The sequence below is a fragment of the Streptomyces sp. NPDC046122 genome (assembly GCF_056429965.1).
Genome location: NZ_JBWKLQ010000002.1, coordinates 562,009 through 587,825 on the forward strand (window position 1 = coordinate 562,009; position 25,817 = coordinate 587,825).

At 74.0% G+C, this 25,817-nt stretch carries 24 protein-coding genes, 1 other RNA gene and 1 pseudogene; 12 read left to right on the forward strand and 14 right to left on the reverse strand.

The genetic code is table 11. The features are described 5' to 3' along the window. Positions 1 to 11 precede the first annotated feature (11 nt). From AC07FK_RS07385 to AC07FK_RS07395, 3 genes are all read left to right on the forward strand, one after another. Entirely contained in the window at positions 12 to 1,016 is a 1,005-nt protein-coding gene (locus AC07FK_RS07385; protein ID WP_479103363.1) for a Gfo/Idh/MocA family protein, read from the forward strand. A 101-nt stretch (positions 1,017 to 1,117) separates the two neighbouring features. Then, positions 1,118 to 1,867: an SDR family oxidoreductase gene (locus AC07FK_RS07390; protein ID WP_479103365.1), complete on the forward strand. Its 750-nt coding sequence runs from the start codon at positions 1,118 to 1,120 to the stop codon at positions 1,865 to 1,867. A 36-nt stretch (positions 1,868 to 1,903) separates the two neighbouring features. Further along, positions 1,904 to 2,827: a PhzF family phenazine biosynthesis protein gene (locus tag AC07FK_RS07395; RefSeq protein WP_479103367.1), complete on the forward strand. Its 924-nt coding sequence runs from the start codon at positions 1,904 to 1,906 to the stop codon at positions 2,825 to 2,827. Positions 2,828 to 2,871: 44 nt separating this feature from the next. Here AC07FK_RS07395 and AC07FK_RS07400 read toward each other — a convergent pair whose 3' ends face one another. Together AC07FK_RS07400 and rnpB are read right to left on the reverse strand one after the other, a co-directional pair. Beyond that, the gene (locus AC07FK_RS07400) at positions 2,872 to 3,189 is read right to left on the reverse strand and encodes a nuclear transport factor 2-like protein (RefSeq protein WP_479103368.1); all 318 of its coding nucleotides are present in this window, start codon (positions 3,187 to 3,189) and stop codon (positions 2,872 to 2,874) included. Positions 3,190 to 3,325: 136 nt separating this feature from the next. Further along, positions 3,326 to 3,726: RNase P RNA component class A (gene rnpB, locus AC07FK_RS07405), an RNA gene on the reverse strand. Between the two features lie 156 nt (positions 3,727 to 3,882). On the opposite strand from rnpB, the gene AC07FK_RS07410 reads away from it, so the two are divergent. Together AC07FK_RS07410 and AC07FK_RS07415 are read left to right on the forward strand one after the other, a co-directional pair. Beyond that, complete coding sequence (locus tag AC07FK_RS07410; RefSeq protein ID WP_479103370.1) at positions 3,883 to 4,632, forward strand: MerR family transcriptional regulator; 750 nt, start codon at positions 3,883 to 3,885, stop codon at positions 4,630 to 4,632. Then, positions 4,629 to 5,438 (forward strand): hypothetical protein, encoded by an 810-nt coding sequence (locus AC07FK_RS07415; protein ID WP_479103372.1) that lies wholly within the window; start codon positions 4,629 to 4,631, stop codon positions 5,436 to 5,438. Before AC07FK_RS07410 ends, AC07FK_RS07415 begins: the two co-directional genes overlap by 4 nt. On the opposite strand, the gene AC07FK_RS07420 is transcribed toward AC07FK_RS07415, so the two are convergent. Continuing rightward, complete coding sequence (locus AC07FK_RS07420) at positions 5,389 to 6,831, reverse strand: RNB domain-containing ribonuclease (RefSeq protein WP_479103374.1); 1,443 nt, start codon at positions 6,829 to 6,831, stop codon at positions 5,389 to 5,391. The two genes, AC07FK_RS07415 and AC07FK_RS07420, sit on opposite strands and share 50 nt — an antisense overlap. 91 nt (positions 6,832 to 6,922) lie before the next feature. Between AC07FK_RS07420 and yaaA the strand changes: the two genes are divergently transcribed. Together yaaA and eda are read left to right on the forward strand one after the other, a co-directional pair. Then, positions 6,923 to 7,726: a peroxide stress protein YaaA gene (yaaA, locus tag AC07FK_RS07425; protein WP_479103376.1), complete on the forward strand. Its 804-nt coding sequence runs from the start codon at positions 6,923 to 6,925 to the stop codon at positions 7,724 to 7,726. A 140-nt stretch (positions 7,727 to 7,866) separates the two neighbouring features. Further along, complete coding sequence (gene eda, locus AC07FK_RS07430) at positions 7,867 to 8,484, forward strand: bifunctional 4-hydroxy-2-oxoglutarate aldolase/2-dehydro-3-deoxy-phosphogluconate aldolase (protein WP_479103378.1); 618 nt, start codon at positions 7,867 to 7,869, stop codon at positions 8,482 to 8,484. A gap of 63 nt (positions 8,485 to 8,547) precedes the next feature. On the opposite strand, the gene AC07FK_RS07435 is transcribed toward eda, so the two are convergent. Genes AC07FK_RS07435 through AC07FK_RS07445 form a run of 3 tightly spaced genes read right to left on the reverse strand, consistent with a single transcriptional unit; the run spans position 8,548 to position 11,425 of the window. Then, entirely contained in the window at positions 8,548 to 9,798 is a 1,251-nt protein-coding gene (locus tag AC07FK_RS07435; RefSeq protein ID WP_479103380.1) for a bifunctional RNase H/acid phosphatase, read from the reverse strand. Positions 9,799 to 9,800: 2 nt separating this feature from the next. Continuing rightward, entirely contained in the window at positions 9,801 to 10,544 is a 744-nt protein-coding gene (locus tag AC07FK_RS07440; protein ID WP_479103931.1) for a zinc ribbon domain-containing protein, read from the reverse strand. Next, positions 10,541 to 11,425 carry a Nif3-like dinuclear metal center hexameric protein gene (locus AC07FK_RS07445; RefSeq protein WP_479103382.1) on the reverse strand — a complete coding sequence of 295 codons (885 nt, stop codon included), beginning with the start codon at positions 11,423 to 11,425 and terminating at the stop codon, positions 10,541 to 10,543. The genes AC07FK_RS07440 and AC07FK_RS07445 overlap by 4 nt, the downstream gene beginning before the upstream one ends. 421 nt (positions 11,426 to 11,846) lie before the next feature. Between AC07FK_RS07445 and AC07FK_RS07450 the strand changes: the two genes are divergently transcribed. Next, entirely contained in the window at positions 11,847 to 13,010 is a 1,164-nt protein-coding gene (locus tag AC07FK_RS07450) for a hypothetical protein (protein WP_479103384.1), read from the forward strand. Positions 13,011 to 13,117: 107 nt separating this feature from the next. Next, positions 13,118 to 13,270 carry a hypothetical protein gene (locus tag AC07FK_RS07455; protein ID WP_479103386.1) on the forward strand — a complete coding sequence of 51 codons (153 nt, stop codon included), beginning with the start codon at positions 13,118 to 13,120 and terminating at the stop codon, positions 13,268 to 13,270. A gap of 125 nt (positions 13,271 to 13,395) precedes the next feature. Here AC07FK_RS07455 and AC07FK_RS07460 read toward each other — a convergent pair whose 3' ends face one another. From AC07FK_RS07460 to AC07FK_RS07470, 3 genes are read right to left on the reverse strand one after another with little or no spacing between them, the layout of a single operon-like run. Then, positions 13,396 to 14,352: a 3-oxoacyl-ACP reductase gene (locus AC07FK_RS07460; RefSeq protein ID WP_479103388.1), complete on the reverse strand. Its 957-nt coding sequence runs from the start codon at positions 14,350 to 14,352 to the stop codon at positions 13,396 to 13,398. Between the two features lie 11 nt (positions 14,353 to 14,363). Further along, on the reverse strand, positions 14,364 to 15,443 hold the full coding sequence (locus tag AC07FK_RS07465; RefSeq protein WP_479103390.1) for a Zn-dependent alcohol dehydrogenase: 1,080 nt from the start codon (positions 15,441 to 15,443) through the stop codon (positions 14,364 to 14,366). Positions 15,444 to 15,465: 22 nt separating this feature from the next. Further along, positions 15,466 to 16,320, reverse strand: coding sequence for a MaoC/PaaZ C-terminal domain-containing protein (locus AC07FK_RS07470; RefSeq protein WP_479103392.1), 855 nt, complete (start codon positions 16,318 to 16,320; stop codon positions 15,466 to 15,468). A 394-nt stretch (positions 16,321 to 16,714) separates the two neighbouring features. On the opposite strand from AC07FK_RS07470, the pseudogene AC07FK_RS07475 reads away from it, so the two are divergent. Beyond that, positions 16,715 to 17,152: pseudogene (locus AC07FK_RS07475) on the forward strand (response regulator); the annotation flags it as partial. A gap of 113 nt (positions 17,153 to 17,265) precedes the next feature. Here AC07FK_RS07475 and AC07FK_RS07480 read toward each other — a convergent pair. The 5 genes from AC07FK_RS07480 to AC07FK_RS07500 all read right to left on the reverse strand — a co-directional run bounded on the left by AC07FK_RS07480 (position 17,266) and on the right by AC07FK_RS07500 (position 23,397). Continuing rightward, positions 17,266 to 18,699: an MFS transporter gene (locus AC07FK_RS07480; protein WP_479103394.1), complete on the reverse strand. Its 1,434-nt coding sequence runs from the start codon at positions 18,697 to 18,699 to the stop codon at positions 17,266 to 17,268. Positions 18,700 to 18,800: 101 nt separating this feature from the next. Further along, entirely contained in the window at positions 18,801 to 18,962 is a 162-nt protein-coding gene (locus AC07FK_RS07485) for a carbohydrate-binding protein (protein WP_479103396.1), read from the reverse strand. Between the two features lie 66 nt (positions 18,963 to 19,028). After that, positions 19,029 to 20,225, reverse strand: a complete 1,197-nt coding sequence (locus AC07FK_RS07490) for a lipid-transfer protein (RefSeq protein WP_479103398.1) — start codon at positions 20,223 to 20,225, stop codon at positions 19,029 to 19,031. A 14-nt stretch (positions 20,226 to 20,239) separates the two neighbouring features. Then, entirely contained in the window at positions 20,240 to 22,378 is a 2,139-nt protein-coding gene (locus AC07FK_RS07495; RefSeq protein ID WP_479103400.1) for an acyl-CoA dehydrogenase, read from the reverse strand. A 38-nt stretch (positions 22,379 to 22,416) separates the two neighbouring features. Beyond that, positions 22,417 to 23,397 carry a LysR family transcriptional regulator gene (locus AC07FK_RS07500; RefSeq protein WP_479103402.1) on the reverse strand — a complete coding sequence of 327 codons (981 nt, stop codon included), beginning with the start codon at positions 23,395 to 23,397 and terminating at the stop codon, positions 22,417 to 22,419. A gap of 158 nt (positions 23,398 to 23,555) precedes the next feature. Between AC07FK_RS07500 and AC07FK_RS07505 the strand changes: the two genes are divergently transcribed. Next, entirely contained in the window at positions 23,556 to 24,785 is a 1,230-nt protein-coding gene (locus AC07FK_RS07505) for a hypothetical protein (protein ID WP_479103404.1), read from the forward strand. An 11-nt stretch (positions 24,786 to 24,796) separates the two neighbouring features. Next, complete coding sequence (locus tag AC07FK_RS07510) at positions 24,797 to 25,717, forward strand: hypothetical protein (protein WP_479103406.1); 921 nt, start codon at positions 24,797 to 24,799, stop codon at positions 25,715 to 25,717. Positions 25,718 to 25,817: the final 100 nt, after the last annotated feature.

The window sequence follows — 25,817 nt, forward strand, 5'->3', positions numbered from 1 at the left end:
CGGGGGCTGGAATGCACAAGGAAACCGTGCGATGGGGCGTGCTGGCCACTGGCGGCATCGCGTCGTCGTTCACCGCCGACCTGCTGGCGATGCGCGACACCGACGGCGCGGAGGTGGTCGCGGTGGCCTCCCGTACGACGGCCGGCGCGAAGGCGTTCGCCGAGCGGTTCGGGATACCGCGGGCGTACGGAAGCTGGGCGGAGCTCGCCGCCGACGAGGACGTGGACGTCGTGTACGTCGCCGGCCCCCACTCGGCGCACCGGGCCGCCGCGGGTCTGTGCCTGGAGGCGGGCCGGGCGGTGCTGTGCGAGAAGGCGTTCACCCTCAACTCCCGGGAGGCCGGGGAGCTGGTCGCCCTGGCCCGGCACCACGACCGCTTCCTGATGGAGGCGATGTGGATGTACTGCAACCCGGTCGTCCGCCGGCTCGCCGAGCTGGTGCGGGACGGCGCGATCGGTGAAGTGCGGACCGTGCACGCCGACTTCGGGCTCGCGGGCCCCTTCGGCCCGGAGCACCGGCTGCGGGACCCCGCCCTCGGCGGCGGGGCGCTCCTGGACCTCGGGGTGTATCCGGTGTCGTTCGCACATCTGCTGCTGGGCGAGCCCGACCGCGTACAGGCGGACACGCTGCTGTCGCCGGAGGGCGTGGACCTGAACACCGGCATGCTGCTCGGCTGGGAGGCGGGCGCGACGGCGCTGCTGAGCTGTTCCCTGACCGCCGACACCCCCATGACGGCGGCGGTGACGGGCACGAAGGGCCGGATCGAGCTGGGGCGCGGCTTCTTCTACCCGGACCGGTTCGTCCTGCACCGGGAGGGCGCGGAGCCCGAGGAGTTCACCGCCGGGGTCGACAGCCGGCACAGCCTGCGGTTCGAGGCCGCCGAGGTCATGCGCTGCCTGCGCGCGGGCGAGAAGGAGTCGCCGCTCGTCCCGCTGGAGGGCACCCTCGCCGTCATGCGGACGCTCGACGCGGTGCGCGGACGCATCGGCGTGCGCTACCCGGCCGACGCGCTCTGACATGCGGCGTTTCCCCTCTCCCGACGGGTGTGGTCACCGCCAGGAGAGCGGTGCGGGGCGTCGCCGCGCTTCCATGTACGTGTCACGTACGCTGCTGGCCCATGAACCCTGAGACGAAGATCGCGTTGGTGACCGGAGCCGGCTCGGGCATCGGCCGCGCCGTCGCACGCGCCCTGGCCGGCGCGGGCTGGTCGGTCGCGCTGGCAGGGCGGCGTACCGGGCCGCTGGAGGAGACGGCGCGGGAGGCCGGCGGCGAGACGCTGTGCGTGCGGGCGGACGTGTCGCTCCCGGACGAGGTCGACGCGCTCTTCGCCGCCGTGCGCGAGCGGTACGGACGCCTCGACCTGCTCTTCAACAACGCGGGCACGTTCGGCCCGCGCGGGCCGCTGGAGGACATCGGGTACCAGGAGTGGCGCTCGGTCGTCGACGTCAACGTCACGGGCTCGTTCCTGTGCGCGCAGGCGGCGTTCCGGCAGATGAAGGGCCAGGACCCGCAGGGCGGCCGGATCATCAACAACGGCTCGATCTCGGCGCACGCGCCCCGGCCGCACTCGATCGCGTACACGACCACCAAGCACGCCATGACGGGCCTGACCAAGTCCCTCTCGCTGGACGGACGGCCGTACCGGATCGCTTGCGGCCAGATCGACATCGGCAACGCGGCGACGGACATGACGGAGCGGATGCAGACCGGCATCCTCCAGGCGCACGGCGGGCTGATGGCGGAGCCGGTGATGGACGTACGGGACGTGGCGCGGACGGTGCTGCACATGGCGGAGCTGCCGCTCGACGCCAACGTGCAGTTCGCGACGGTGATGGCGACGACGATGCCGTACGTGGGACGGGGCTGAGGGAACACCGGCGCCCCGCCGCCCGTTGGCCCCGGTATGAAGTCAATCAGCGGCACCGACGTCCTGCGCTACACCGCCTTCTCGACCGACCCGGAGGGCGGCAATCCGGCCGGGGTCGTCCTCGACGCGGCCGGGCTCGACGACGCGGCGATGCTCGCCGTGGCGGCGGAGGTGGGCTACAGCGAGACGGCATTCCTCACCGAGGAACTGGAGCCCGGACGCGCCTTCGCCGTCCGCTACTTCAGCCCGAAGGCCGAGGTCCCGTTCTGCGGCCACGCCACGGTGGCGACGGCCGTCGCGCTGGCCGAGCACCGGGGCCGGGGCGGCGACATCGTCTTCGAGACGCAGGCCGGCACGGTGCCGGTGCGGGTGACCCGGGGCGCGGACGGCACCTACCGCGCCGTCCTGACCAGCGTCGAGCCGCGCGTCGAGGACGTGGCCGGGGAAGATGTGGCGGAGGCGCTGGCGGCGCTGGACTGGCCGGCCGCCGACCTGGACCCGGCGTTCCCGCCGCGCGTCGCGTACGCGGGCGCACGCCACCTGGTCCTGGCGGCCGCGACCCGCGAGCGGCTGGCACGCCTGTCGTACGACTTCGAGCGGCTGGCGGCGCTGATGCGCCGGCTGGACCTGACGACGGTGCAGCTGGTGTGGCGTGAGGACGACACCACGTTCCACGTCCGCGACCCGTTCCCTGTGGGCGGCGTGGTCGAGGACCCGGCGACGGGCGCGGCCGCCGCCGCGTTCGGGGCGTACGCCCGCGAACTGGGCCTCGTCCCCGGCCAGTCGGTGCTGACCCTCCACCAGGGCGCCGACATGGGCCGCCCCGGTGTCCTGACGGTCGAACTCCACGCGGACGACGCGCGGGTCGGGGTCGGCGGCGCGGGCGCCCGTATCCCGGACGGGACGACCGACGCCGCGGACGGCACCCGCACCCCGGACGGGACCGGCGTGAACGCGTGACGGCGTGAGCCGTCAGGGGGGAGCCCCGCGAGACGGGACAGGCTTCAGGCCTGCCCCGTCTCGAAACGGGTGATCTTCCCGCCGTCCACGACGAAGTCCCAGGCGGTGCGCATCTCGCCCCAGGTGTCGTTGCTGTACCGGACGACCAGCGACCGGCCGCCCGCCTTCTCCGTCTCGACGACCATCCGACCGTCCGAGGAGAAGATCTCCCGCTCCGTCCACTCGGCCAGGTCGCGCTCCGTGCCGTCGTCGGACATGGTCGCCCCGGGTGCGAGAACCTGCTGGAACGCCGCCCGGTCGTTGGCGTTCACGGCGGAGACGAACGCCCGCACGGCGGGCTCCGACAGCTGATCGGCGGTCATGACCACGGGAGGACTCCTCGACTCGCTGGGACACTCCCGTCAAGGATGCGCACACCGGCCGAACCCCGCACCCGCGGATGCCACTCGCGTGCCGGCGGACGCGGAGCCCCCGCAGGCGGAAGCCGGGGGTGAGCGGCAGACGAGTCGGGCTGTACGCCGGGTTCTGTGCCCCGGGACCTCGCGGTCGTCGGGGCGACGGCCATCCATCTAGGACCGGCGTTGCCGCCGGCCTCGTGCGGTCTACCCGCGGACTCGGGCGGGCAGCCCTCGAACGTCCGCGCAGGAACGTCTCGCGACGCCCCCTCTTGACCTTGCTCCAGGTGGGGTTTACCTAGCCGCCTGAGTCACCTCAGGCGCTGGTGGTCTCTTACACCACCGTTTCACCCTTACCGAGGACCGAGGTCCTTGGCGGTCTGTTTTCTGTGGCACTGTCCCGCGGGTCACCCCGGGTGGCCGTTAGCCACCACCTTGCCCTGTGGAGCCCGGACGTTCCTCGGGGAGATCCGGGGATCTCCACGCGGCCGTCCGCCCGGCTCGTCTGCCGTGCCGACCATGCTACCCGCCGGGGCGGGGCGGCTCAGACGAAGGCCGCCGTCTCCAGATCGAAGCCGAAAGGCTCGGGAAGGGTGAGTGCCTTGCCGAAGGGGACGGTGCAGTTGACCCTGCCGCAGCGTCAGGGTTTCTACTGGGGGCATGCGGATCGGAGAACTCGCCGCGCTCGCCGGGGTCACCCCGCGGGCCGTGCGGCACTACCACCATCAGGGGCTGCTGCCCGAGCCCCCGCGGCGGGCGAACGGGTACCGGGTGTACGGGGTGCGGCACGCCGTCGTACTGGCGCGGATCAGGCGGCTCACCGAGCTCGGGCTCGGGCTCGGTGAGGTGCGGGACGTTCTCGCCGACGACGCGGGGGCCGAGCTCGCCGTCGTACTGCGTGAACTCGACGACGACCTCGCGCGCCAGGAGACGGAGATCCGGCGGCGGCGCGAGCGGCTCGGAGAGTTGCTCGCACAGGCCGAGGCCGGGACGCTGCCCGCCGAGGGGCCGCTCCCGCCCGCACTGGCCGGCCTGCTGGGCGCGCTGCCGGTCACCGATTCGCCGTCGGCGGCGAAGGACCGGGCGCACCTGACCCTGCTGGCCGGGGACGGGCGCAGCGACGACGTCCTCACGGCGCTCGCGCCGGTGAGCCGGGACCCCCGGATGCCGGCGCTGTACGAGCGGCTCGACGCGCTCGCCGGCGCCCCGCTCGACGATGCCCGGATCGGGCCGCTCGCGGACGAGCTGGCGGCGGCCGTGCCGGACGCCGTGATCGCGGCGATCCCGGCCGAGGGGCCGGTCGTGGCTGCGGGTGCGTACGGGGAGGCCATGCTCGCGGACTTCGCTCCCGCCCAGGCCGCCGTCGTACGACGGGTGATGGAGCTGCTCGCGGAGAGGCTGCGGCGATGACGGGGCGGGCGACCTCGGGGATTTTCGTCGCGGGGGCCGAGATCGCGCTGGTCACGTGTCTGTTGGCCGGGGTCCGCGTGCCGCTGCCGCTGATCGCCGCTGCCGAGGCCCTGGTGCTCGGCCTGCTGGTGTGGCAGGGCGTGCGGGTGTGGCGGCTGTACGCCGACGGGGGCTGGGCGGCGGTGCGCGCCGCCGCACCGGTGCGCCTCCTGCGCATCGTCGGCCACGAACTGCGGGCGCTGCACAGCCTCGCGCTGTGGGCAGCCCGGCGGCGGCACGGGGTCGGCGGGCCGGGCGTGTACGCGGCGCCGTACACCGGGCCGCAGACGGCGATGATGTACGGCCTGCTGTTCGTCGCCGTCGTCGAGACGGTGATGCTGGCGCTGCTCATCCCGTGGCCGGCGGTGCATGCCGTCGTGCTCTTCCTGGACGTCTACACGATCGTCCAGATCCTCGGGCTGCACGCCGGCTGCGTCACCCGGCCGCACGTGGTGGCGGCTGACGGTTCGCTGCGCATCCGGTACGCCGGGTTCTACGACGTGCGCGTCCCGGCCGCCGTCATCGGTTCCGTACGCGTCGACCGGCGCTACTCCGCCGCCAAGGAGGACGGTGTCCTGGGCCTCGGCGTCGGCGGACAGACCACCGTACTGGTGGAACTGACCGAACCCGTCGCCTACTCGCGGCCGCTCGGGGCGCGCGCCGAAGCACGGGCCGTGCGTTTCCACGCCGACGACCCGCGCGCGCTCGTCGCCGCCGTCACGCGGGGGCGAACACCACCTTCGCCGACTCCGGGTGCGCCTGGGTGAGCCGGACCCTGATGCGTTCGCCGAGGGGGAGGTCGCCGTCGCCGCCCTCCACGCGGCCGACCACCGCCACGTCCTCCAGGTGGACCGTGCCGACGGACCGGTCGCGCTCCTTCACGTCGACCACGTGGGCGTGGAACAGCTCGCCCACCCGGTCCATCAGCAGCGCCGCCTCGACGATGTCGACGCACTCGCGCTCGACGGCCGCCGCCCGCCGCGTCCCCTCGGCCATCCGCCCCGGGAGGCCGGGCAGTGCGTCGAGCACCCACTGCGGCGGCTCCTCGCCGGCCGCTGCGGCGACGCACAGCTCGCCCGCGTACCGGTCGACGAGGCGGCGCAGCGGGGCCGTGCAGTGCGTGTACGGGGCGGCGACGGCCGCGTGGACGGACGGGTCGGGGACCTCGCCGTTCGTGAAGACGGTGTAGCCCGCGCCGCGCAGCAGCGTCGTGCACTCCTGGAGGAACGCGGCGTGCGCGGCCTTCGTCGGGTCCAGGGAACGGACGATCTCGGCGTACGACGTGTGGTGCGGCCACTCGATGCGCAGCGCCTTCGCCGACCGGCGCAGGCGCGCGACCTCGCCGAGCGGGGCGGCGGGCAGGGTGCGCAGGATGCCGGTGCCGGTGGCGGTCATGAGGTCGGCGGCGGCCATGCCCGTGAGGAGGGAGATCTGGGCGTTCCAGCCGTCGGCCGGCAGGGGGGCGCGGAAGCCGAGGAAGTACGAGTCGCCGCGCTCGATGATCTCCTGCTCCGGAACGTTCAGCGAGATGCCGCCGCGCTCGCGCTCCAGTTCCTCGCGCAGCCGCCCGACGTCCCGCAGCAGGGCCACCGGCTCCTCGGCCGTGCCCGCGTCGATCCGCTGCTGGACGCCGGAGTAGTCGAGCCTCGCCCGGCTGCGTACGAGCGCGCGCCGCACGTCGACCGACTCGGTGCGGCCGTGCCCGTCGAGGTCGATGCGCCACAGGAGGGCCGGGCGGGGTTGGTCGGGGAGCAGGCTCGCGGCCCCTTCGGAGAGCAGCGGCGGGTGCAGGGGCACCTTCCCGTCCGGGAAGTACAGCGTCATCACCCGGCGGTGGGCCTCGGCGTCGAGGGCGCCGCCCGGCCTGACGAAGGCGGCCACGTCGGCGATCGCGTAGTGCACGCGGTAGCCGCCGCCCGCGCGGCGGGCCAGGTGCATCGCCTGGTCGAGGTCGACGGAACCCGGCGGGTCGATGGTGAACATCGGGACGCCGGTCGCGTCGTACGCGGGCAGCCGGGGCGCCTGCGCGGCCTGTTCCGCTTCCGCGAGGACCTCCGCCGGGAACGCGCGCGGCACGTCGAGCGTGCCGCGCAGGGTGCGCAGGGCCGCCCGGAGAGGGGCCTCCGGTGCGCCGGTCACATGGATGGGGCGACGGGGCATGGTCCGAGCGTAGGCCGGGTGGGGCCGAGCGGCACAGCGGACTCCGCTTACCCTGGCGTGTTGGTGTGTCCGTATCCGAAGGAGTTCCGCCGTGCTCGTCCTCTTGCCGCCCTCCGAGGGAAAGGCCGCCAGCGGGTCCGGCGCGCCCCTGAAGCCGGAGTCCCTCTCCCTGCCGGAGCTGGCCGGAGCGCGGGCCGCGGTGCTGGACGAGCTGGTGGAGCTGTGCGCCGCCGACGAGGAGAAGGCGCGGGTGGTCCTCGGGCTCAGCGAGGGCCTGCGTGGTGAGATCGCCAAGAACGTCGTGCTGCGGACCGCCGGGGCGCGTCCCGCCGGGGAGATCTACACGGGCGTGCTGTACGACGCGCTCGGCCTCGCCACTCTGGACGCGGCCGCGCGCGAGCGGGCCCGGCAGTCGCTGCTGGTCTTCTCCGGGCTGTGGGGCGCGGTGGGGGTCGGCGACCGGATCCCCTCCTACCGGTGCTCCATGGGCGTGAAGCTGCCGGCGCTGGGCGCGCTCGGGGCGTACTGGCGCGAGCCGATGGCCGCCGCGATGCCGGTGGCGGCGGGCGACGGGCTGGTGCTGGACCTGCGGTCGTCGGCGTACGCGTCGGCGTGGAAGCCGAAGGGTGACGTGGCGGGGCGCACGGCGACGGTGCGGGTGCTGCACGCGCAGACCGACGCGAGCGGGGTCGAGAAGCGGTCGGTCGTCAGCCACTTCAACAAGGCGACGAAGGGGCGGATCGTACGGGACCTGCTGGTGGCGGGGGCGGCTCCCGCCGGACCGGCGGAGCTCGTGACGGTGCTGCGGGATCTCGGATACGTCGTGGAGGCCACGGCTCCGGCCAAGGCTGGCAAGGCATGGGCACTGGACGTGGTGGTGACGCAGATCCACTGACGCGCGGTGGCGTGGTGGTGATCCGCTGACGCGCGTCGACGTGCGAGGGCCACCGTTCCATCGGCGCCGCACACGGGCATGTCGTTGCACAATGCGCAACGGTCGTTGCGCACAGCGTGAGGCGACGGCAGGATGGCGGCATGACTTCCGTGCTCGACCTCGCGCCCGTCGTCCCTGTCGTCGTCCTGGAGGACTCCGCCGACGCGGTGCCGCTCGCGCGGGCGCTGGTCGCGGGCGGGCTGCCGGCGATCGAGGTGACGCTGCGGACGCCCGCCGCGCTGGACGCGGTGCGGGCCATCGCCGCCGAGGTGCCGGACGCCGTGGTCGGCGCGGGCACGGTGATCTCCCCGGCCCAGGCCGCCGACGCGGTGGGAGCCGGGGCCCGCTTCCTGGTCAGCCCCGGGTGGACGGACGCGCTGCTGGAGGCGATGGCGGCGTCCGGGGTCCCGTTCCTGCCGGGGGTCTCGACGGCGTCGGAGGTCGTGGCGCTGCTGGAGCGCGGCGTGACGGAGATGAAGTTCTTCCCGGCCGAGGCGGCGGGCGGCACGCCGTACCTGAAATCCCTGGGCGCCCCGCTCCCCCGGGCCCGCTTCTGCCCGACGGGGGGCATCACCCTGGCCACGGCCCCCTCGTACCTGGCCCTGCCCAACGTCGGCTGTGTGGGCGGCACCTGGATGCTCCCCCCGGACGCGCTGGCCGCGAAGGACTGGGGCCGCGTGGAGGCGCTGGCCCGGGAGGCGGCGGGGCTGCGCCAATAGCGCCTGCGGCGGGCCCGAATGCCGTTCCCGTAGGCCCGGCACCCGGAACCGTCACCACCGGGCTCAGCGCAGGTGCGACGTGTCGTTCAGCAGGCGCAGCGACGCGTTGCCGTCCGCGTAGTACGCCACCGCCGACAGCGACGCCGCCGAGAGCTCCATGCGGAACAGCGACTCGGGCGGCGCTCCCAGGGCCAGCCGTACCAGCGTCTTGACCGGTGTCACGTGCGTGACGACCAGGACCGTGCGGCCCGCGTAACGGGCGATCAGCTTGTCCCGGGCCGTCGACACCCGCCGCGCCACCGTCGCGAAGCTCTCGCCGCCGCCCGTGGGGGCCGCCTTTGGGGAAGCCAGCCAGGCATTCATGTCGTCGGGGTACCGCTCGCGGACCTCGGCGAAGGTCAGGCCCTCCCACGCCCCGAAGTCGGTCTCGCGCAGGCCCTCCTCGACGTGTACGTCGAGTCCGAGCCGCGCCGCCACCGCGTCCGCCGTCTCACGGCAGCGCCGCAGCGGGGAACTGACGATCTCCTGTACGGTGCCGCGCGCGGCCAGCGCGGTGGCGACCGCCTCGGCCTGCCGGCGGCCCACCGCCGAAAGCTCCGGGTCCGAGCCACCGCTCCCGGAGAACCGCTTCTCGGGGGTGAGCGCGGTCTCGCCGTGGCGCAGGAGCACGAAGGTCGACGGCGCGCCCAGGTCCGCGGAAGCGCCCCAGCCCACGGCGGGGGCGGTGACCGGCTCGGCCTCGGCGGCCTCCGGCAGGGTCAGCGGTTCGGCCACCGTCGCGGCGCGCCCCATCGCCGCCCGGGCCTTCGCCGCACCGGCCACCGCGTCGCCCACCACGCGCGGCTCGGCGGAAGCACGGGAGGCGAGGTCGGCGGTGGAGGCCGACGGCTCCCACTTCTTGCCCTTCTTGCCCGCGTCCATCGCCTCGTTGGCGAGCCGGTCGGCGTGCTTGTTCTTCTCGCGCGGGATCCACTCGTAGGTGACCCGTACGCGCGGGAAGACCGTGGCCGCCTCGGCCGCGAGCGGCTTCATGTCCGGGTGCTTGATCTTCCAGCGGCCGGACATCTGCTCGACGACGAGCTTGGAGTCCATACGGACATGGACGGTCGCGTCCGGCGCGAGCGCGTGCGCCGCGCGCAGCCCGGCGATCAGACCCTTGTACTCCGCGACGTTGTTCGTGGCGACGCCGATGTACTCGGCGGCCTCGGCGAGCGTCTCCCCCGTCTCCGGGTCGAGGACGACCGCGCCGTAACCGGCGGGGCCCGGGTTGCCCCGGGAACCGCCGTCGGCCTCGACGACGAAGCTGCGCCCCACGGCTACAGGCCGGACTCGGACGTACGGACCAGGATGCGGCGGCAGTTCTCGCACCGCACCACCGCGTCGGGGGCGGCGGCGCGCACCTCGTTGACCTCGGTGATGTTGAGCTCCAGCTGACAGCCCTCGCAGCGGCGCTGGTAGAGGCGGGCCGCGCCGACGCCGCCGGACTGGAGGCGCAGCTTCTCGTACAGCTTCAGGAGGTCGGCGGGGATCGTCGCGGAGGCGACCTCGCGCTCCTTGGTGACCGTGGCGACCTCGCCGTCGATCTGCTCGAACGCGGCGTCGCGGCGCGCGGTCGCGTCGTCGGCCTTGGCCTGGACGGAGGAGACGCGCTCGGTCAGCTCGGCGACGCGCTCCTGGATGGACTCGCGGCGCTCCATGACCTCGAGGACCACGTCCTCCAGGTCGCCCTGGCGCTTGGCCAGGGAGACGAGTTCGCGCTGGAGGTTCTCCAGGTCCTTGGGCGACGAGACGGCGCCCGAGTCGAGGCGCTGCTGGTCGCGCGCGGCGCGCTGGCGGACCTGGTCGACGTCCTGCTCGGCCTTGGTCTGCTCGCGGGTGGTGTCGCTCTCCTCGGTCTGCGCGGCGACCAGCAGGTCGCGAAGCTGCGCGAGGTCCTTGGTGAGCGATTCGAGCTCGGCGTGCTCGGGCAGGGAGGTGCGCCGGTGGGCGAGCTGGGACAGGCGCAGGTCGAGTGCCTGTACGTCGAGGAGACGGATCTGGTCGGCGGGCGCGGCGTTCAGTTGGGGGCTCCAGAAGGATCAAAGGGGGCGCGCGAAGCGCTCGTCGGAAGGGCGGTCGTGGGGGCGTGGTGGGAGGTCCAGGGGTCGGTGACGATCTTCGAGACGTGGACGCGCAGGTCCCATCCGTGACGGTCGGAGATCTCGTCCAGCTGCGCGGCGGCCTGCTCGCACCAGGGCCATTCGGTGGCCCAGTGCGCGGCGTCGATCAGCGCGAGAGGGGTGTGTTCGCGGGCCTCGGACGCCGGGTGGTGGCGCAGGTCGGCCGTGACGAAGGCGTCGACGCCGGCTGCCCGTACGTCGGCGAAGAGACTGTCGCCCGAGCCGCCGCTGACGGCGACCCGGCCGATGAGCGCGTCCGGGTCGCCGGCGACGCGGATGCCCTGCGCGGTGGCGGGCAGCCGGGCGGCGACGCGGGCGGCGAAGTGGCCGAGGGTGGCCGGAGGGTCGAGTTCGCAGACGCGGCCGAGGCCGCGGCGCCCGGAGGAATCGGTGGGGTCGGGGACCAGTGGTCCGGTGACCCGCAGGTCCAGCGCTCCGGCGAGGGCGTCGGAGACCCCGGGGTCGGCGCTGTCGGCGTTGGTGTGGGCGACGTGCAGCGCGATGTCGTTCTTGATCAGGGTGTGCACGGCGCGGCCCTTGAAGGTGGACGCCGCGACCGTCGTCGTACCGCGCAGGTAGAGCGGGTGGTGGGTGACCAGCAGGTTCGCGCCGAGCTTCACCGCTTCGTCGACGGTCTCCTGGACCGGGTCGACGGCGAAGAGGACCCGGGTCACCTCCGCGTCGGGGTCGCCGCAGACCGTACCGACCGCGTCCCAGCTCTCGGCCCGCTCGGGGGGCCAGAGGGCGTCGAGCGCGGCGATGACTTCAGACAGACGGGGCACGCAGACAGGTTACCTGCGCCGGGTGCCCCGCCCGCCATGGTGTGGGCGGCCTGCTCGACGGCCCCCTGCTCGACCGAGGCCGGCCCCTCTGCTCCACCAGGCCGGCCCCCTCTGTTCGAACGGGTGGCCGCGCAGGTCGTCGAGAGCGGGGGGCGGCGTCCGCCCCGGCGCTCCGGTCGGGGGTGGCGGCGTCGAGGAGTGCCTCAGCGGCGGCACCACGGCGTCGTACGGCCGTCAGGGAGCTCCGGAAAGAGCCGGCCGCGCCACCTCATTTGTCGACATGGGGACTTCTCCCAGCACATCAGCCCCCGGGACCTCAGCGGAACCGGACAGCGGCCACCCTTATGTGTGAAGTGGGCAGTCTTGTGTTGTTCGGCAGGAAGTGCGAAAACTAGCTTCGTTCGCCGGAGGTGATGGCCTGATGACGGCCTGTGCCATCGAGACCGCGGCCGACGGTGACGCGGTGCGTGAGGCGGTGTTCACGATCGCCGCCGACGGTTCCTACGCCGCGCGGCTGGCCGGTGAGGGCGACGCGCGGTTCCCCGAGCGGTGGACGCTGGACGGACCCGAGCCGTACGCCGTGCCGCTGCCGGCCGACCAGCCCGAGGAGCCGGACACCGGTCTGCTGCCGCTGGCGGACGGGCGGGTGCTGATCCACCGGAAGCAGGGGGGAGCCTCGCACGCCTTCGCCGGCGGCGGTGGGCGGCACTCGTTCGCTCTGCTGTATCCGACGGGACCGCGCACCGGGGAGGTGCCGGTGGGCGCGGTCGAGTGCGAGCGGCTGGAACTGCTGCCGCCGGCCCCGGACGGCAGGTGTGCGTACGCCCTGTCCGTCGGCGAACGCTCCACCACGATCTGGCAGGTGGCGGGCGGCGCCTTCGGCCCCGAGCACGTGGCCGAGGTCGAGGGGCGCTGCTCGGGCGGCGTGTGGCTCGACCGTACGGGCCGGATGCTCGCCCTGGACCGGGAGGCCGACGGGGTGACGAAGGCGGTGGCCGTCGACCTGGAGCGGGGCGGGGAGGTCACGCCGCTGCTCCAGATCACGGAGGGCAGCAACGACCGGTTGCTGCTGGCCGATCCGGACAGCGGGCTGCTGCTGATCCGGTCGGACGCGCCGGGACGCGACCGGTTGGGGTGGGGCGTACTGGGCAGCATGCTGCCGGTGCGCTTCCCGGAGTGCCTGGGACCGGCCGATGTCGCCGTGGTGCCGTTCGCGGTGCAGCCCGGACAGGTCCTGACTCCGGAAAGCTGCGCGGTGGCGCTGCGGGTCGACGGTGCGGCGGGGAGCTGGGTCGGGGTGTGGCGTCCGGCGGGACGGCGGCTGCATCACCTCGCGGCGCCCCAGGGGTGGGTGCGGGGGGCGGGTCTCTGGACGCGCGAGGGGGTGCTGCGACTGCCGTACGCGACGGGTGCGGTGCCGTGCGGGGTGGCGCGGATCGCGGCCCCGCAGGACGTGGTGACCAGGGAACCCGAACCCGGGGAACGCACAGGTGGGGAACCGTTCGAGGCTCCGGACACTCCTGTTGTGTGCAAGCCCGTACCGCTCCAGCAGGCGCCCCTCACCGGGCGCGGTGCACGTGGGTGAGACTCCGCCGGGGCCACGCGGTCGATTCGGCTGAACGCCGGTGGTGACGGCGGGACGGGCCTTGCACCACGTGAAAGCGATCGAGTGATTCCAGGGGATCTCCCACCATGTCTGACGCACGAACCGACACGACCCAGACGCGGCCGCAGCCTTCGGCCGCCGAGCGGGACGCCGCCGGCCGCACCGGAAAGCACCGAGGGGGTGCGGCCACGACGGAGGACGCCACCGCTCCGGCGCACGGCCGCCACCGCCGGGCGTAGGGACGCGGCGCACGCCGTACGGGGGCGGCCCCGTACGGGAGCGCCCCCCGGTCCCCACACCGGTTCCCGGCCGCCGGACCGGTCGTACCTCGCGGAGGTCGCCCGTCCGGCCGTCGGGTCCGGCCTCAGCCCCGCTTCAGACCCAGCACCTCCGCCGCCGCGAACGTCTCGTCCGGCGGGCGGTCCTCGAAGTACGGCGACAGCCGCCCGGTCAGCTCCTCGTACGAAAAGGCCTCCTTCGCCGTGTCGAACTTGGCCGCGACCCTGGGCCGTTCCATGACCGCGACCATGCCGCCGTGGACGACGAGCAGCTGGCCGTTGACCCTCCCGGCGGCGGGTGACGCGAGGTAGCCGACCAGCGGGGAGACGTGCTCGGGGGCCAGCGCGTCCAGTGCGCCCTCCGCCGGTTCGGCGAAGCCGGCGAACACGTCCTGCGTCATCCGGGTCCGGGCGCGCGGGCAGATCACGTTGGCCGTCACGCCGTACTTCGCCAGCGCCAGGGCCGTCGACGTCGTCAGGCCGACGATCCCGCCCTTGGCCGCCGCGTAGTTGGGCTGGCCGGCCGAGCCCGCCAGGTACGCCTCCGACGAGGTGTTGACGATCCGGCCGTAGACCGGTGCGCCGGCCGCCTTGGAGCGTGCGCGCCAGTGCGCCGCCGCGAAGTGGGTGGTGTTGAAGTGGCCCTTGAGGTGGACGCGGATCACCGCGTCCCATTCGTCCTCGGTCATCGAGAAGATCATCCGGTCGCGGAGGATCCCCGCGTTGTTGACCAGGATGTCCAGCTTTCCGTACGTCTCGACGGCCGACCCGACCAGCGCCCGGGCCTGTTCGTGGTCCGCCACGTCGCCCAGGTGGGCCACGGCCCGCCCGCCCGCCGCCCGGATCTCGGCGGCGACCTCCTCGGCCGGGGCCGCCGACGCCTCGCCGGAGCCGTCGCGCCCGGGCTGCCCGTAGTCGTTGACCACGACGCTCGCGCCGAGCCGGGCCAGTTCCAGGGCCTCGGCGCGGCCGAGCCCGCGGCCCGCGCCGGTGACGATCGCGGACAGGCCGTCGAGCGGCAGCGCTTGCGGTGACAGTGACATCCGCCGTCCCCTCAGATCTCGATGCAGGTGCGCAGGGCCTCGCCCGTGCGCATCTGGTCCAGGGCGTCGTTGATCCCGTCCAGCCGCACCCGGTGGGTGATCAGGCCCTCCAGGTCGATGCGGCCGGCGCGCCACAGGGCGATGGCCCGCTCGTACGAACGCAGCACGTCGCCGCCTCCGTACATGGACGGCAGGATCCGCTTCTCGTCGAAGAACAGCTCGAACATGTTGACCTGGAAGAGGTCGTCCATCGCGCCCGCGCCGACGACGCACAGGGTGCCGCCGCGCCGCGTGGTCTCGTACGCGGTCCGGGCGGTGGCCGCCCTGCCGACGACCTCGAAGACGTAGTCGAACCCCTCCCCCGCCGTGACGCGCTGCTTGGCGTCGGCGAGTTCGTCCGGCGCGACCGCTTCGGTGGCGCCGAACCGCAGCGCCGCCTCGCGCCGGGAGGCGACCGGGTCGACGGCGACGATCCGGGCCGCGCCCTGCACGCGGGCGCCCTGGACGGCGGAGATGCCGACGCCGCCGCAGCCGATGACGGCGACCGAGGAACCGGCCTCCACCCGCGCGGTGTTGATGGCCGCGCCCAGGCCCGTCGTCACACCGCAGCCGATGAGCGCGGCGATCTCGTACGGCAGGTCGTCGGGGATGGGGACGGCGCAGCCCGCGTCGACCACGACCTCCTCGGCGAAGGTGCCCGTACCGGCGAAGCCGAACACGTCGTCTCCGCCGGCGCGCCGGAAGTTGGGCGTGCCCGCGTTCATGAGCCCGGCCAGGCACAGGTGCGTCTGCCCGCGCCGGCAGGACGGGCACGCGCCGCACGCGGGCAGCCAGCAGACGAGGACCCGGTCGCCGGGGCTGAGGCCGGTGACGCCGTCGCCGACGTCGACGACCTCGCCGGAGCCCTCGTGCCCCGGGACGAAGGGGCCGGGCTGCGGCAGGACGCCGCTCATCGCGGAGAGGTCGGAGTGGCACAGTCCGGTGGCCCGGACGCGGATCTTGACCTTGCCGGGGCCGAAGCCCACCGCCTCGACGTCGTCGAGGACTTCGAGCTTGTCCTGCCCTATCTCGTGCAGTACGGCTGCGCGCACGGTACGACTCCCTTCACGGAGGTCAGATGTGTACGACGGTGGTGTCGGCCAGGACCGGCGCGTCGTCCCTCCCGGCGGCGGTGACCGACACCTGGACGCGCCCCGGCGACTTCCACATCCGCAGGCGCAGGGTCTCGCCGGGGAAGGCGACCCCGGCGAAGCGGGTGCTGTAGGCGCTCACGCGGGTGACGTCGCCGCCGAGCAGGGTGTCGACGACCGCCTTGAGCGTCATGCCGTACGAGCACAGGCCGTGCAGGATCGGCCGGTCGAAGCCGGCGAGCTTCGCGAACTCCGGGTCGGCGTGCAGGGGGTTCCAGTCGCCGGAGAGCCGGTAGAGGAGGGCCTGGTCCTCACGCACGTGCAGCTCGGTCTGCGCGTCCGGCGCGCGGGTGGGCCGCTCGGCGCGGGCGGAGGGGCCGCGGTCGCCGCCGAAGCCGCCTTCGCCGCGTACGAAGATCTGGGCGTCGCTGGTCCACAGCGGCCCGTCGGCGTCGGCGGCCTCGGAACGCAGCACGACGACCGCCGCCTTGCCCTTGTCGTACACCGCCTGGACCTTGGAGTTCTGCACCGCCTCGCCCTTGACGGGGATCGGGCGGTGCAGCTCGATGCTCTGGCCGCCGTGCAGGACGTGGGCGAGGTCGACGTCGATGCCCGGCGCGGAGAGACCGCCGGCCATGGCCGTCCCGGCTCCGGCGACGGTGGCGAAGCTGGGCAGGACGTGCAGCCGGGACTCGAGGGTGTAGCGCAGTTCGCCGGGGTCGGTGGCGGGGGTGCCCGCGCCGAGGCCGAGGTGGTAGAGCTGGACGTCCTTGTGGTCCCAGGCGATCTCGGCGCTGCGGGGTTCGGCTGCGACGGCCTGTGCGGCATCGATGGGCATGAGGAGGCTGCTCCTTGAGGGAGGGAAGACCTCGGCGCGGCCGTCCGCACCGTCGGCCGCACCGAGGTCGTACGGGACCGGCCGCGGACCGCCGGTTCTAGAACGCGTTCTAGGCCGATGCGGCTTATGTATAACGCACCCCCCGTCAGTTGGGAAGGCTGTTCACTGACGCTACGTCAGGTGACTGGCGGGCGGCCGCCGGTGCGTGCCGCGCGGCACGGTTCGCACGCGCGCCTGTGCGCCGCCCGGCCCGCGCGCCGGCGAGCCCGACGACCCCGGCACGGCCACGGTCCGACGCATCGGACCGTGTGCGTGTGAGGATCGGGACGACGGCCGGGGCGCAGGCTCCGGCCGGCCCGTCACCCGGTGGGCGCCGCGGCGTCCGCCGGCACCGATCCGAACTGGAGCCCTTCCCGTGATCAGAGTGCTCCTCGCCGAGGACCCGGGCACGACGCGCGGCGCTCTCGCCCTGCGGCTCGGCATGGAGGCGGACATCGAGGTCGTCGCCCAGGTCGAGGCGGGCGACGAAATCGTGGACGCCGCCCTGTTCTCCCGGCCCGACGTGGCGCTCCTGGACGCCGACCTGCCCGGTCTCAGCGGCCTCGACGCCGCCGCGCTGCTGCGGGACGAGACGCCGGACTGCCGGGTGGTCGTCCTCACCACGTCCGGCAGGCCGGGCCGGCTGCGGCGCGCGATGGACGCGGGCGCGGCGGGTTTCCTGGTCAAGGACGGCCCGGTGGAGGAACTGGCCGCGACGATCCGCCGGGTGCTGACCGGCGAGACCGTCGTCGACCCCGTGCTCGCGGCGGCCGCGAAGGACGCGGGCCCGAGCGGCCCGCCGCGCTGAGACGTGCTGAACGCGGCGGTGGACGGGGGGACGTCCGCCGCCGTCCTCGGCCTCCCGCGCTACGCCCTCGTGCGGCCCGCCCGCGCCGGCCTCCCGCGTCACGCCTGCTTCTTCTGGCGCGGCAGCCAGATCAGCATCAGCAGCACTCCGCCGAGCAGCGCGCCCGCCCCGGCCCGGAAGGCCAGCGCGTATCCGGCCGTCAGGGCCTCCGCCGTGGTGGCGCCGGCCGTCCGCGACGCCGCGACCGTCGACAGCACCGCGAGGCCCAGCGCGCCACCCATGGTGCGTGAGGTGTTGATGAGGCCCGACAGCAGGCCGGCGTCGCCCGGCTCGCCGCCCGACGTGGCGAGGGAGGCGAGGGGCGTCGACGCGAGGCCGCCGCCGACCATCATCATGACCCCGGGGCCGAGGACGGCGGTGAGGTACGTCCCGTCGGCGCCCATCGTGGACTGCCACAGCATGCCGCAGGCCGCCACCAGCGTGCCGGTGATCGCGACCCGGCGAGCGCCCATCCCGGCCATCAGGCGCGGGGCGAGCTTCGAGCCGATCACGACGCTCAGCGAGCTGGGGACGAGGGCGAGCCCGGCGCCGAGCGGCGTGTAGCCCAGGACGTTCTGGGCGTACAGCGTCATGAAGAACCACATGCAGAACATCGCGGAGCCGTTCACGAACATCGCGGCGTTCGCCGCCGACACCGCGCGCACGCGCAAGAACCGCAAGGGCATCAGCGGCGCCCTCGTCCGCGCCTCCACCGCCACGAACGCCGTGAGCAGCGCGAGTCCCGCCACCAGAGGCACCACGGTCTCGGCCGCCGCCCAGCCCCCCGCCTCCGTCTGCACGATGCCGTACGCGAGGGTCGCGAGCCCGGCGGTGACGAGCAGCGCGCCGGGCAGGTCCAGCCGCCGGGCGCCGGGGGCCTGGCTTTCGACCAGCCACAGCGCCGCGCCGGCCAGGACGAGCGCGCCGACGGGCACGTTGATCAGCAGGACCCAGCGCCACGACAGCGCGTCCGTCAGCAGGCCGCCGACGAGCCCGCCCGCCGCCCCGCCGCCCGCGCCGACCGCCGACCACGTGCCGATGGCGCGCGTACGGGCGGGGCCTTCGGGGACGGCGGAGGTGAGGATGGTGAGCGTCGCCGGGGCCAGCACCGCCGCGCCGAGGCCCTGCACGGCGCGGGCGGCCAGCAGGTGCCAGTCCTCCTGCGCGAGCCCGCCGGCGAGGGAGGCCGCGGTGAACAGGGCGAGGCCGGTGAGGAAGGTCCGCTTGCGGCCGAAGAGATCGGCCGCGCGCCCGCCGAGGAGCATGAATCCGGCGAAGGCGATCGAGTAGGCGTTGACCACCCACTGGAGACCGACCGCGCTCAGGCCGAGGTCGGCCCGCATCGAGGGCAGCGCGACGTTGACCACCGACACGTCGAGCACGACGAGGAACTGGCCCGCGCAGGCGGCGAGTACGACCACCCACGTGCGGGACGGTGTGCGGGCGGCGGGTATGCGGGTTGCGGAGGAGGAGGCTTGGACCATGCCTGTCATGCTCGCAGCATCGGTGCACCCCGTACATCGGCGTGCCGCCCCGCGGCTCACGCCCGCCGCACCCGCCGCAGCCGCTGCTCGGTACGGCCCTCACCGTCGTCCTAGGGGGTGTCCTTCTGCCACATCTTCACGGTCGTCTTCGGATTGCTCGCTGAATTCGACGTGTGAGCGACCAGGCAGCGGTACTGCTTGCCCAGGTGAGCGACGCGGTCGTTCACCGCGTACCGCCGGTTTACTTTCCAAGCCGAGAATCCCGCTGCCATGTGCCGACGCCCTTTCCGCGGGCCCACCGGTTGCCGGCCCGCGCGCATCCTCCCACGCCCCGCGGCTCACGCCCGCCGCAGCAGCGTGACCACCGCCGCACCGCCCAGACCGATGTTGTGCGCGAGACCCACCCGCGCTCCCTCCACCTGCCGGGCGCCGGCCTCGCCCCGGAGCTGCCAGGTCAGTTCCGCCGCCTGCGCGAGGCCCGTCGCGCCCAGCGGATGGCCCTTGGAGATGAGGCCGCCGGACGGGTTGACGACCCAGCGCCCCCCGTACGTCGTCGCGCCGCTCTCCACGAGCTTGCCGGACCCGCCCTCCCCGCACATGCCCAGCGCCTCGTACGTCAGCAGCTCGTTGACCGAGAAGCAGTCGTGCAGCTCGATCACGTCGACGTCCCCGATGCCGAGGCCGGACGCCTCGTACACCTGGAGCGCGGCGGCCCGCGACATCGGCCGGCCCACCACGTCGAGGCAGGAGCCGGACGCGAACGACTCCTCGGTGTCGGTCGTCATCGCCTGGGCGACGATCTCGACAGCCCTGCCGTGCAGGCCGTGCTGGACCAGGAAGCGTTCCGAGACCACCACGGCGGCCGCCGCCCCGTCGGAGGTCGGCGAGCACTGGAGCCTGGTGAGCGGCCGGTGGACGGTCTTCGCCGCGAGGATCTCCTCGACCGTCCACACGTCCTGGAACTGCGCCCTGGGGTTGTCCGCCGAGTGCCGGTGGTTCTTCGCGGCGACCGCCGCGAGCTGCGCCGGCGTGGTGCCGTACCGCTCCATGTGCTCGCGCGCCGCGTTGCCGAAGATCTGCGCGGTGGGCGGGGTCATGTCGAAACCGTGGCCGGCGGCCATGACGCCGTAGTGCCGGGCGACGGGCGAGGTGGCGAAGTCGCTCCCGTCCGAACCGCCCCCCAGCGCGCCCCGTTTCATCTTCTCGAAGCCCAGCGCCAGCACGCAGTCGCTGATGCCGCCCTCGACGAGCTGCCGGGCCAGCATCAGCGCCGTGGACCCCGTGGCGCAGTTGTTGCTGACGTTGTAGACCGGCACGCCGGTCAGGCCGAGTTCGTACGCCGCCCGCTGGCCGGCGGCCGACGGCTGGAAGCAGTAGCCGGCCGCGACCTGCTGGACCTGCCCGTACGCGATCCCGGCGTCGGTCAGCGCCTCGGTCCCGGCCTCCTTCGCCATGTCCCAGAACTGCCAGTCACAACTCTCGGGCTTCTCGAACTTCGTCGTTCCGACACCGACGACGTATGCCTTCCCGGTCATGGGCGGAGCTCCCCTCAGTCACGCGGCAGGCCGAGCAGGCGCTCGGCGACGACATTGAGCTGGACCTGGGTCGTGCCGCCCGCGATCGTCAGGCAGCGCGACATCAGGAACCCGTGCACGGCCCGCTCCCCCGCCCCCTCGCACACCGCGCCCTGCGGACCGAGGAGTTCGAGGGCGAGTTCGGCGACCTTCTGCTGGTGCGACGTCTGGACGAGTTTGCGTACGCTCGCGCCGGCCCCCGGGTCCAGGCCCGACACCTGCCGCGTCGTCGTACGCAGCCCGATGCAGGCGAGGGCGTGCGCCTCGGCGACGAGCGCCCCGACGCGGGCGCGGCACGCGTCGTCGAGTCCGGCGGACCGCGCGATCAGGGATTCGAGCCCGGTGTCGAAGGCGACCTGGTCGGCCATGTGGACCCGCTCGTTGCCCAGGGTGTTGCGGGCGACCCGCCAGCCGCCGTTCACCTCTCCGACCACCGCGTCGTCCGGCAGCAGTAGGTCGTCGAAGTAGACCTCGTTGAAGAGCGAGTCGCCGGTGATCTCCCTCAGCGGCCGGATGTCGATGCCGTCGGCCGCCTTCATGTCGACGACGAAGTACGTGAGCCCCTCGTGCTTCGGGGCGCCGGGGTCCGTACGGGCGAGCAGGATGCCGTGGTCGGCCCACCGCGCGGCGCTCGTCCACACCTTCTGTCCGCTGACGCGCCAGCCGTCCGGCGTCCTGTGCGCACGGGTGCGCAGCGACGCCAGATCCGACCCCGCGTCCGGCTCCGAGAACAACTGGCACCACAGCATCTCGCCGCGCAGCGTCGGGCCCAGGTAGCGCTCCTGCTGCTCCGGCGTCCCGTACGCGATCAGCGAGGGCACGACCCAGGTCGCGATGCCCAGATCGCTGACCCGCACCCCCGCCTCCCGCAGCTCGCGCTGCACCGCGAGCTGCTCCAGCGGCCCCGCCCCCCGCCCGTACGGCGGCGGCAGGTGCGGGGCTGCGTACCCCGTGGGGGCGAGGGCGCGGCGGGCGGCGGCCGGGTCGAGACCGTGCGCGGCCGCGATCGCCTCCCGCGCCCGCTCCCGGTACGCGTCCGCCTCCGGTGGCAGCTCCAGGCGCAGCTCGCGCCGCGCGCCGGCCGCCGCCAGACGTGCGGCGCGCAGCCGGTGCGCGTCGCCCGGGCCGAGCAGCTGGCGCGCGACGAGCGCCCGGCGCAGGTGGAGGTGGGCGTCGTGCTCCCAGGTGAAGCCGATGCCGCCGAGGATCTGGACGCAGTCCTTGGCGCAGGAGTACGCGGCGTCCAGTGCGGCCGACGCGGCGAGCGCGGCGACCAGTCCCCCGGCGTCGGTCCCGGCCGCGCGGGCCGCGTCCCAGGTGAGGGCCCTGGCCTGTTCGAGGCGTACGAGCATGTCGGCGCACAGGTGCTTGACCGCCTGGAACCGCCCGATGGGCCGCCCGAACTGCTCGCGGGTCCTGGCGTGTTCGGCCGCGGTGTCCAGCGCCCAGCCCGCGGTGCCGCACGCGTCGGCGGCGTACAGCACGGCGGCGAGGTCGCGGACGGCGTCGCCGTCGAGGGCGAGCAGGCGGTCGGCGGGGACGGTGACGGCCTGCGCGGCGACCTCGGCGGTGGCCCGGGTCGGGTCGGCGCTCACGTGCGGCCGGACCGCCAGGTCCCCGGCGTCCACGGCGAACCACGCGTTCCCGGCGGCGAGCACGACGACGTCCGCCTGCGCGCCGCCGAGGACGGGCGGCGCGGTCCCGTCGAGCCGGTGACCGCCGCCGGCCGGCGTCGCGGTGAGCGTCCCCGCGCCGAGCGCGACGGCGCCGATGCGGGCTCCCGACGCCAGTTCGGCGACGAGCGACTCCTGTCCGCCGCGCCGCAGCACCTCGGAGGCGAGCACGCTGGGCAGGTACGGACCGGGCAGCGCCGCCCGGCCGGTCTCCTCCAGTACGACGGCGAGGTCGAGCAGCGTGCCGCCCCCGCCGCCGTACTCCTCGGGCAGGTGGATGCCGTGCAGCCCCTGCTCCGCGGCCCCGTCCCAGTAGGAAGGCCGCCCCTCCTGCGCCCCGTCGAGCGCCTTCCGCACGGCCTCGCGCGGCACCGCCCGCGCGAGCCGGCGGCGTACGGAGTCCGCCAGGTCGCGATGCTCTTGCGTGATTCCGATACCCATGCGCGGCAGACTAGAACACGTTCCAATCTGACGGAAGGTCAGGAGACGGGCCGTTCGTCCGGCGGATACGCGGCCCCGCCGTCCGCGCGCAGTGACCGCGCGGCCCGGCGGACGGCGAGCACCGTGGGCCGGGTGCGGTTCTTCGCCAGCCACGCCAGCGCCGAGTGGGACGGGGGCAGGTCGACGACGTCGACGTACCGCACGCCCGGCCGGGGGAAGAGGTGGCGGGCGGCCGCCGGCAGGAAGCACATCGCCTGCCCGTGCGCGACGGCGTGCAGCAGGGCCTCCATGTCCGCGACGACGGGCCCGTACCGCACGGGGGAGCCGTCGGGTCGCGGGTTGACCGACCAGAAGTCCCACCAGACCCGGGGGGCGGGCGGCGGGACGTCGACGACCGGGCGATCGGCGAGCTGGGCGAGCGTGACGTGCTCCAGCTCCGCCAGCGGGTCGTCGGCCGGCAGGCAGGCGACGCGGGGCTCGGTCGCGAGAGGGTGCAGTTCGATGCCCTCGGGGACCGGCGGGCGCAGGAAGACCACGTCGACCTCGTCCCCGGTCAGGGCGGCGATGTGGTCGGCGAAGTTGAGGCTGACGATCCGTACCGCGAGGGCGGGATGGCGTGCGTGCAGTGCCCCGAGCACGGCGCGCGTGTGCGGCATGGCGACCTCGGCGCCGATCGCGCCCACCACCAGCTGCCCGGAGAGCTGGCGCTGCTGGGCATTGGTCGCCCGGCGTAATCGGTCGGTGGCCGCGACCGACGCCCTGATCTCCGGGAGCAGCGCCCGGCCGGCCGGGGTGAGTTCGACGGTGCGGCTGGTGCGCTCCAGCAGCCGTACGCCCAGGCGCTTCTCCAGGTCCCGGATCTGCTGGCTGAGCGCGGACTGCGTCATGAACAACCGCTTCGCGGTGCGCCCGAAGTGGAGCTCCTCGCTCAGCGCCAGGAACAGCCGCAGCTGGTGGATCGTCGGCTCCCCCGTCCCGCTCCCCCGCGCCGCCCGTCCCCCGTCATTACCTGCGACCATGGTGATTCCCTTATCAATGCCCTGTGTTGTCGCATGACTGTGTCCATGACACCGACTGCCTCCTGTGCGAGTGTCTCAATCGCCCCCGCCGTCCGGCCGACCATCCGGCGGCATCGGGGGGCAGACCTGCTGAACACGTGGCACGTACGGGGAGCACCATGTTTCGTTCACGGCAGTTACGGGTGCGCCGGTCCGGTGCCGGACCGCGCGCCTTCCTCACCCTCCTGCTCGCCGGGGTGTGCCTCGCACCGGTGGCGACCGCGTCGGCCACCCCGACGGCGGCGCACCGGGCGCCGAGCGCCGGCGCGAGCGACCGGACGGCCTCGTCCGAGGTCCCCGCGGGCGTCACCGCCGGGGTGGCCGTATTCGACCGGCAGACCGGGACCTTCACCGAGCAGCTGAACACCACGACGCCCTTCCGGTCGGCGTCCGTCGTGAAACTGCTGCTCGCCCTGGACCACTTGTGGAACAAGGGCCCCACGTACGACCTTCCCGCCGCGGACCGCGCGCGGATGGACGCGATGCTGCGCAGCAGCGACGACGACGGGGCCGACCACTACTGGATCCAGAACGGCCAGAGCGCCATCGTCGACCGGATGGTCGCCCGGCTGGGCCTGCTCCACACCAGCCGTCCGCCGTCGACGCACCCCGGCTACTGGGGCTACACCGCCGTCAGCGCCGCAGACACCGTACGGATCTACCGCTACCTGCTGGACAGTGCGCCCGCACCCCTGCGCGACTACGTGATGGGCAACCTGCGGCGGTCGACGCGCTGCGCGACCGACGGCTTCGACCAGCACTTCGGCATCGCGGGAGCCTTCGAACGACCGTGGGCGGTCAAGCAGGGCTGGTCCGAGTTCAGCTCGGGCGGCTGCACCGCCGCGCCGGCCACGGTCACGCCGGCCACCGCCGGGGCGTCCGCCGGCTCCGGCCCCGCGGCGGGGAAGACGGCGAAGACGGCGAACGGCGTGGACCTCACCCGCCCGGCCCTGCACACCACCGGCACCGTCGGGGCCGGCGACCGCGCGATCGTGGCCGTCCTCACCCTGCACCCGCAGGGCACCCCGTACGGCAGGGCGTACTCGGACCTGGGCAGGCTGACCCGCTCGCTCGTCGTCCCGGGCGCGCAGAAGGCGGCGGGCACCTGGTTCGGCACCTGGAGCTCCGGGGTCCGGGTCCGCGCCGCGGCGACCACCGAATCCGCCACCCTGACGACTCTGCCCGCCGGTGTCGAGGTGCTGGTCTCCTGCCAGAAGCAGGGACAGACGGTCTCCGTGCCGCCGTACACCAACTCCTGGTGGGCCTATCTGCCCCAATACGGCGGCTACATGACCAACATCTACGTCCAGTCACCGGGCAACGAGCTGCCCGGCGTCCGGGTCTGTTGAGGGGAGCGCAGGTGAAGGAGCGTCCCCGCCGGATCGCCCCGGGAGCCGCAGCGGCTCTCCTGGCCCTGCTGCTGTCCACCGGCTGCTCCGCCGTACGGACGGACGCGGCCGCCCCGCCGAAGAACTCTGGCCCGGCCACCACGGCCGCGGGGCCCGCCACGGCGGGCGAGCTGAAGCTGCTGCACGACGCGGAACAGGAACTGAGACGCCGCTGCATGGCAGCGTCCGGCTTCAGGTACTGGGCCGAGTCCGCGAAGCCGGTGCCCGAGGCACGGGAGTTCCCCTACGTCGTCGACGATCCGGCGTGGGCCCGCCGGTACGGCTACGGAAGCACCCTGAACGCGCGGATCGACCGGCTGCGCGCCGAGGACCCGAACCAGGTGTACCTGCGGGGACTGTCCGAGGAACGCAGACGAGCGGCGATCACGGCGCTGAACGGCACCCGCACGGGCGCCCGGCAGCTCACCTCGCGACTGCCCGGCGGGATGGTCATGGGGCACAGCGCCACCGGGTGCAGGGCGCAGGCGTGGCGGAAGCTCTACGGCGATCTTCCCGGCTGGTACGCGGCGAGCACCCTGGTCGCGAACCTGAAGGCGCACCGGTACGAACGGGTGCTCGCGGAGCCGGAGTACGGCCGGGCCGTCAAGACGTGGTCGGCCTGCATGCGGGCGAGCGGGCACCACTACCGCGACCCGTCGAAGAGCAGGGCCGACTTCCTGGGGGACGCCGGGACCGGGGACAGATCGGCGGAGATCAGGGTCGCGGTCCGGGAAGCCGGGTGCGCGCTCAGCAGCGGACTGTCCGCCGTCACCGTACGGCTGGACCGGCGCCACGACCGGGCACTGCGCCAGGAGCACCGGGCAGCGGTGGACCAGGTGGAGCGCCTGCGGACCGGCGCGCTGCCACGGGCGCGCGACGTGCTGGCCTCCTGAGGAGCCGGCACCACGAGTTCCCGCACCGGGTCCGCGGACCACTGCGGCCCGGAAACGGCGGGGTCCAGAGATACAACAGCGAATCAACGAGGGGATCGAT

Coding starts and splice junctions, on each gene's coding strand:
- AC07FK_RS07495 (WP_479103400.1), bottom strand. CDS start 22,378: ATGGGTATCGGAATCACGCAAGAGCATCGCGACCTGGCGGACTCCGTA.
- AC07FK_RS07505 (WP_479103404.1), top strand. CDS start 23,556: ATGTTTCGTTCACGGCAGTTACGGGTGCGCCGGTCCGGTGCCGGACCG.
- AC07FK_RS07400 (WP_479103368.1), bottom strand. CDS start 3,189: ATGACCGCCGATCAGCTGTCGGAGCCCGCCGTGCGGGCGTTCGTCTCC.
- eda (WP_479103378.1), top strand. CDS start 7,867: ATGACTTCCGTGCTCGACCTCGCGCCCGTCGTCCCTGTCGTCGTCCTG.
- AC07FK_RS07415 (WP_479103372.1), top strand. CDS start 4,629: ATGACGGGGCGGGCGACCTCGGGGATTTTCGTCGCGGGGGCCGAGATC.
- AC07FK_RS07385 (WP_479103363.1), top strand. CDS start 12: ATGCACAAGGAAACCGTGCGATGGGGCGTGCTGGCCACTGGCGGCATC.
- AC07FK_RS07490 (WP_479103398.1), bottom strand. CDS start 20,225: ATGACCGGGAAGGCATACGTCGTCGGTGTCGGAACGACGAAGTTCGAG.
- AC07FK_RS07500 (WP_479103402.1), bottom strand. CDS start 23,397: ATGGTCGCAGGTAATGACGGGGGACGGGCGGCGCGGGGGAGCGGGACG.
- AC07FK_RS07395 (WP_479103367.1), top strand. CDS start 1,904: ATGAAGTCAATCAGCGGCACCGACGTCCTGCGCTACACCGCCTTCTCG.
- AC07FK_RS07470 (WP_479103392.1), bottom strand. CDS start 16,320: ATGCCCATCGATGCCGCACAGGCCGTCGCAGCCGAACCCCGCAGCGCC.
- AC07FK_RS07480 (WP_479103394.1), bottom strand. CDS start 18,699: ATGACAGGCATGGTCCAAGCCTCCTCCTCCGCAACCCGCATACCCGCC.
- AC07FK_RS07455 (WP_479103386.1), top strand. CDS start 13,118: ATGTCTGACGCACGAACCGACACGACCCAGACGCGGCCGCAGCCTTCG.
- AC07FK_RS07390 (WP_479103365.1), top strand. CDS start 1,118: ATGAACCCTGAGACGAAGATCGCGTTGGTGACCGGAGCCGGCTCGGGC.
- AC07FK_RS07460 (WP_479103388.1), bottom strand. CDS start 14,352: ATGTCACTGTCACCGCAAGCGCTGCCGCTCGACGGCCTGTCCGCGATC.
- AC07FK_RS07450 (WP_479103384.1), top strand. CDS start 11,847: ATGACGGCCTGTGCCATCGAGACCGCGGCCGACGGTGACGCGGTGCGT.
- AC07FK_RS07485 (WP_479103396.1), bottom strand. CDS start 18,962: ATGGCAGCGGGATTCTCGGCTTGGAAAGTAAACCGGCGGTACGCGGTG.
- AC07FK_RS07410 (WP_479103370.1), top strand. CDS start 3,883: ATGCGGATCGGAGAACTCGCCGCGCTCGCCGGGGTCACCCCGCGGGCC.
- AC07FK_RS07420 (WP_479103374.1), bottom strand. CDS start 6,831: ATGCCCCGTCGCCCCATCCATGTGACCGGCGCACCGGAGGCCCCTCTC.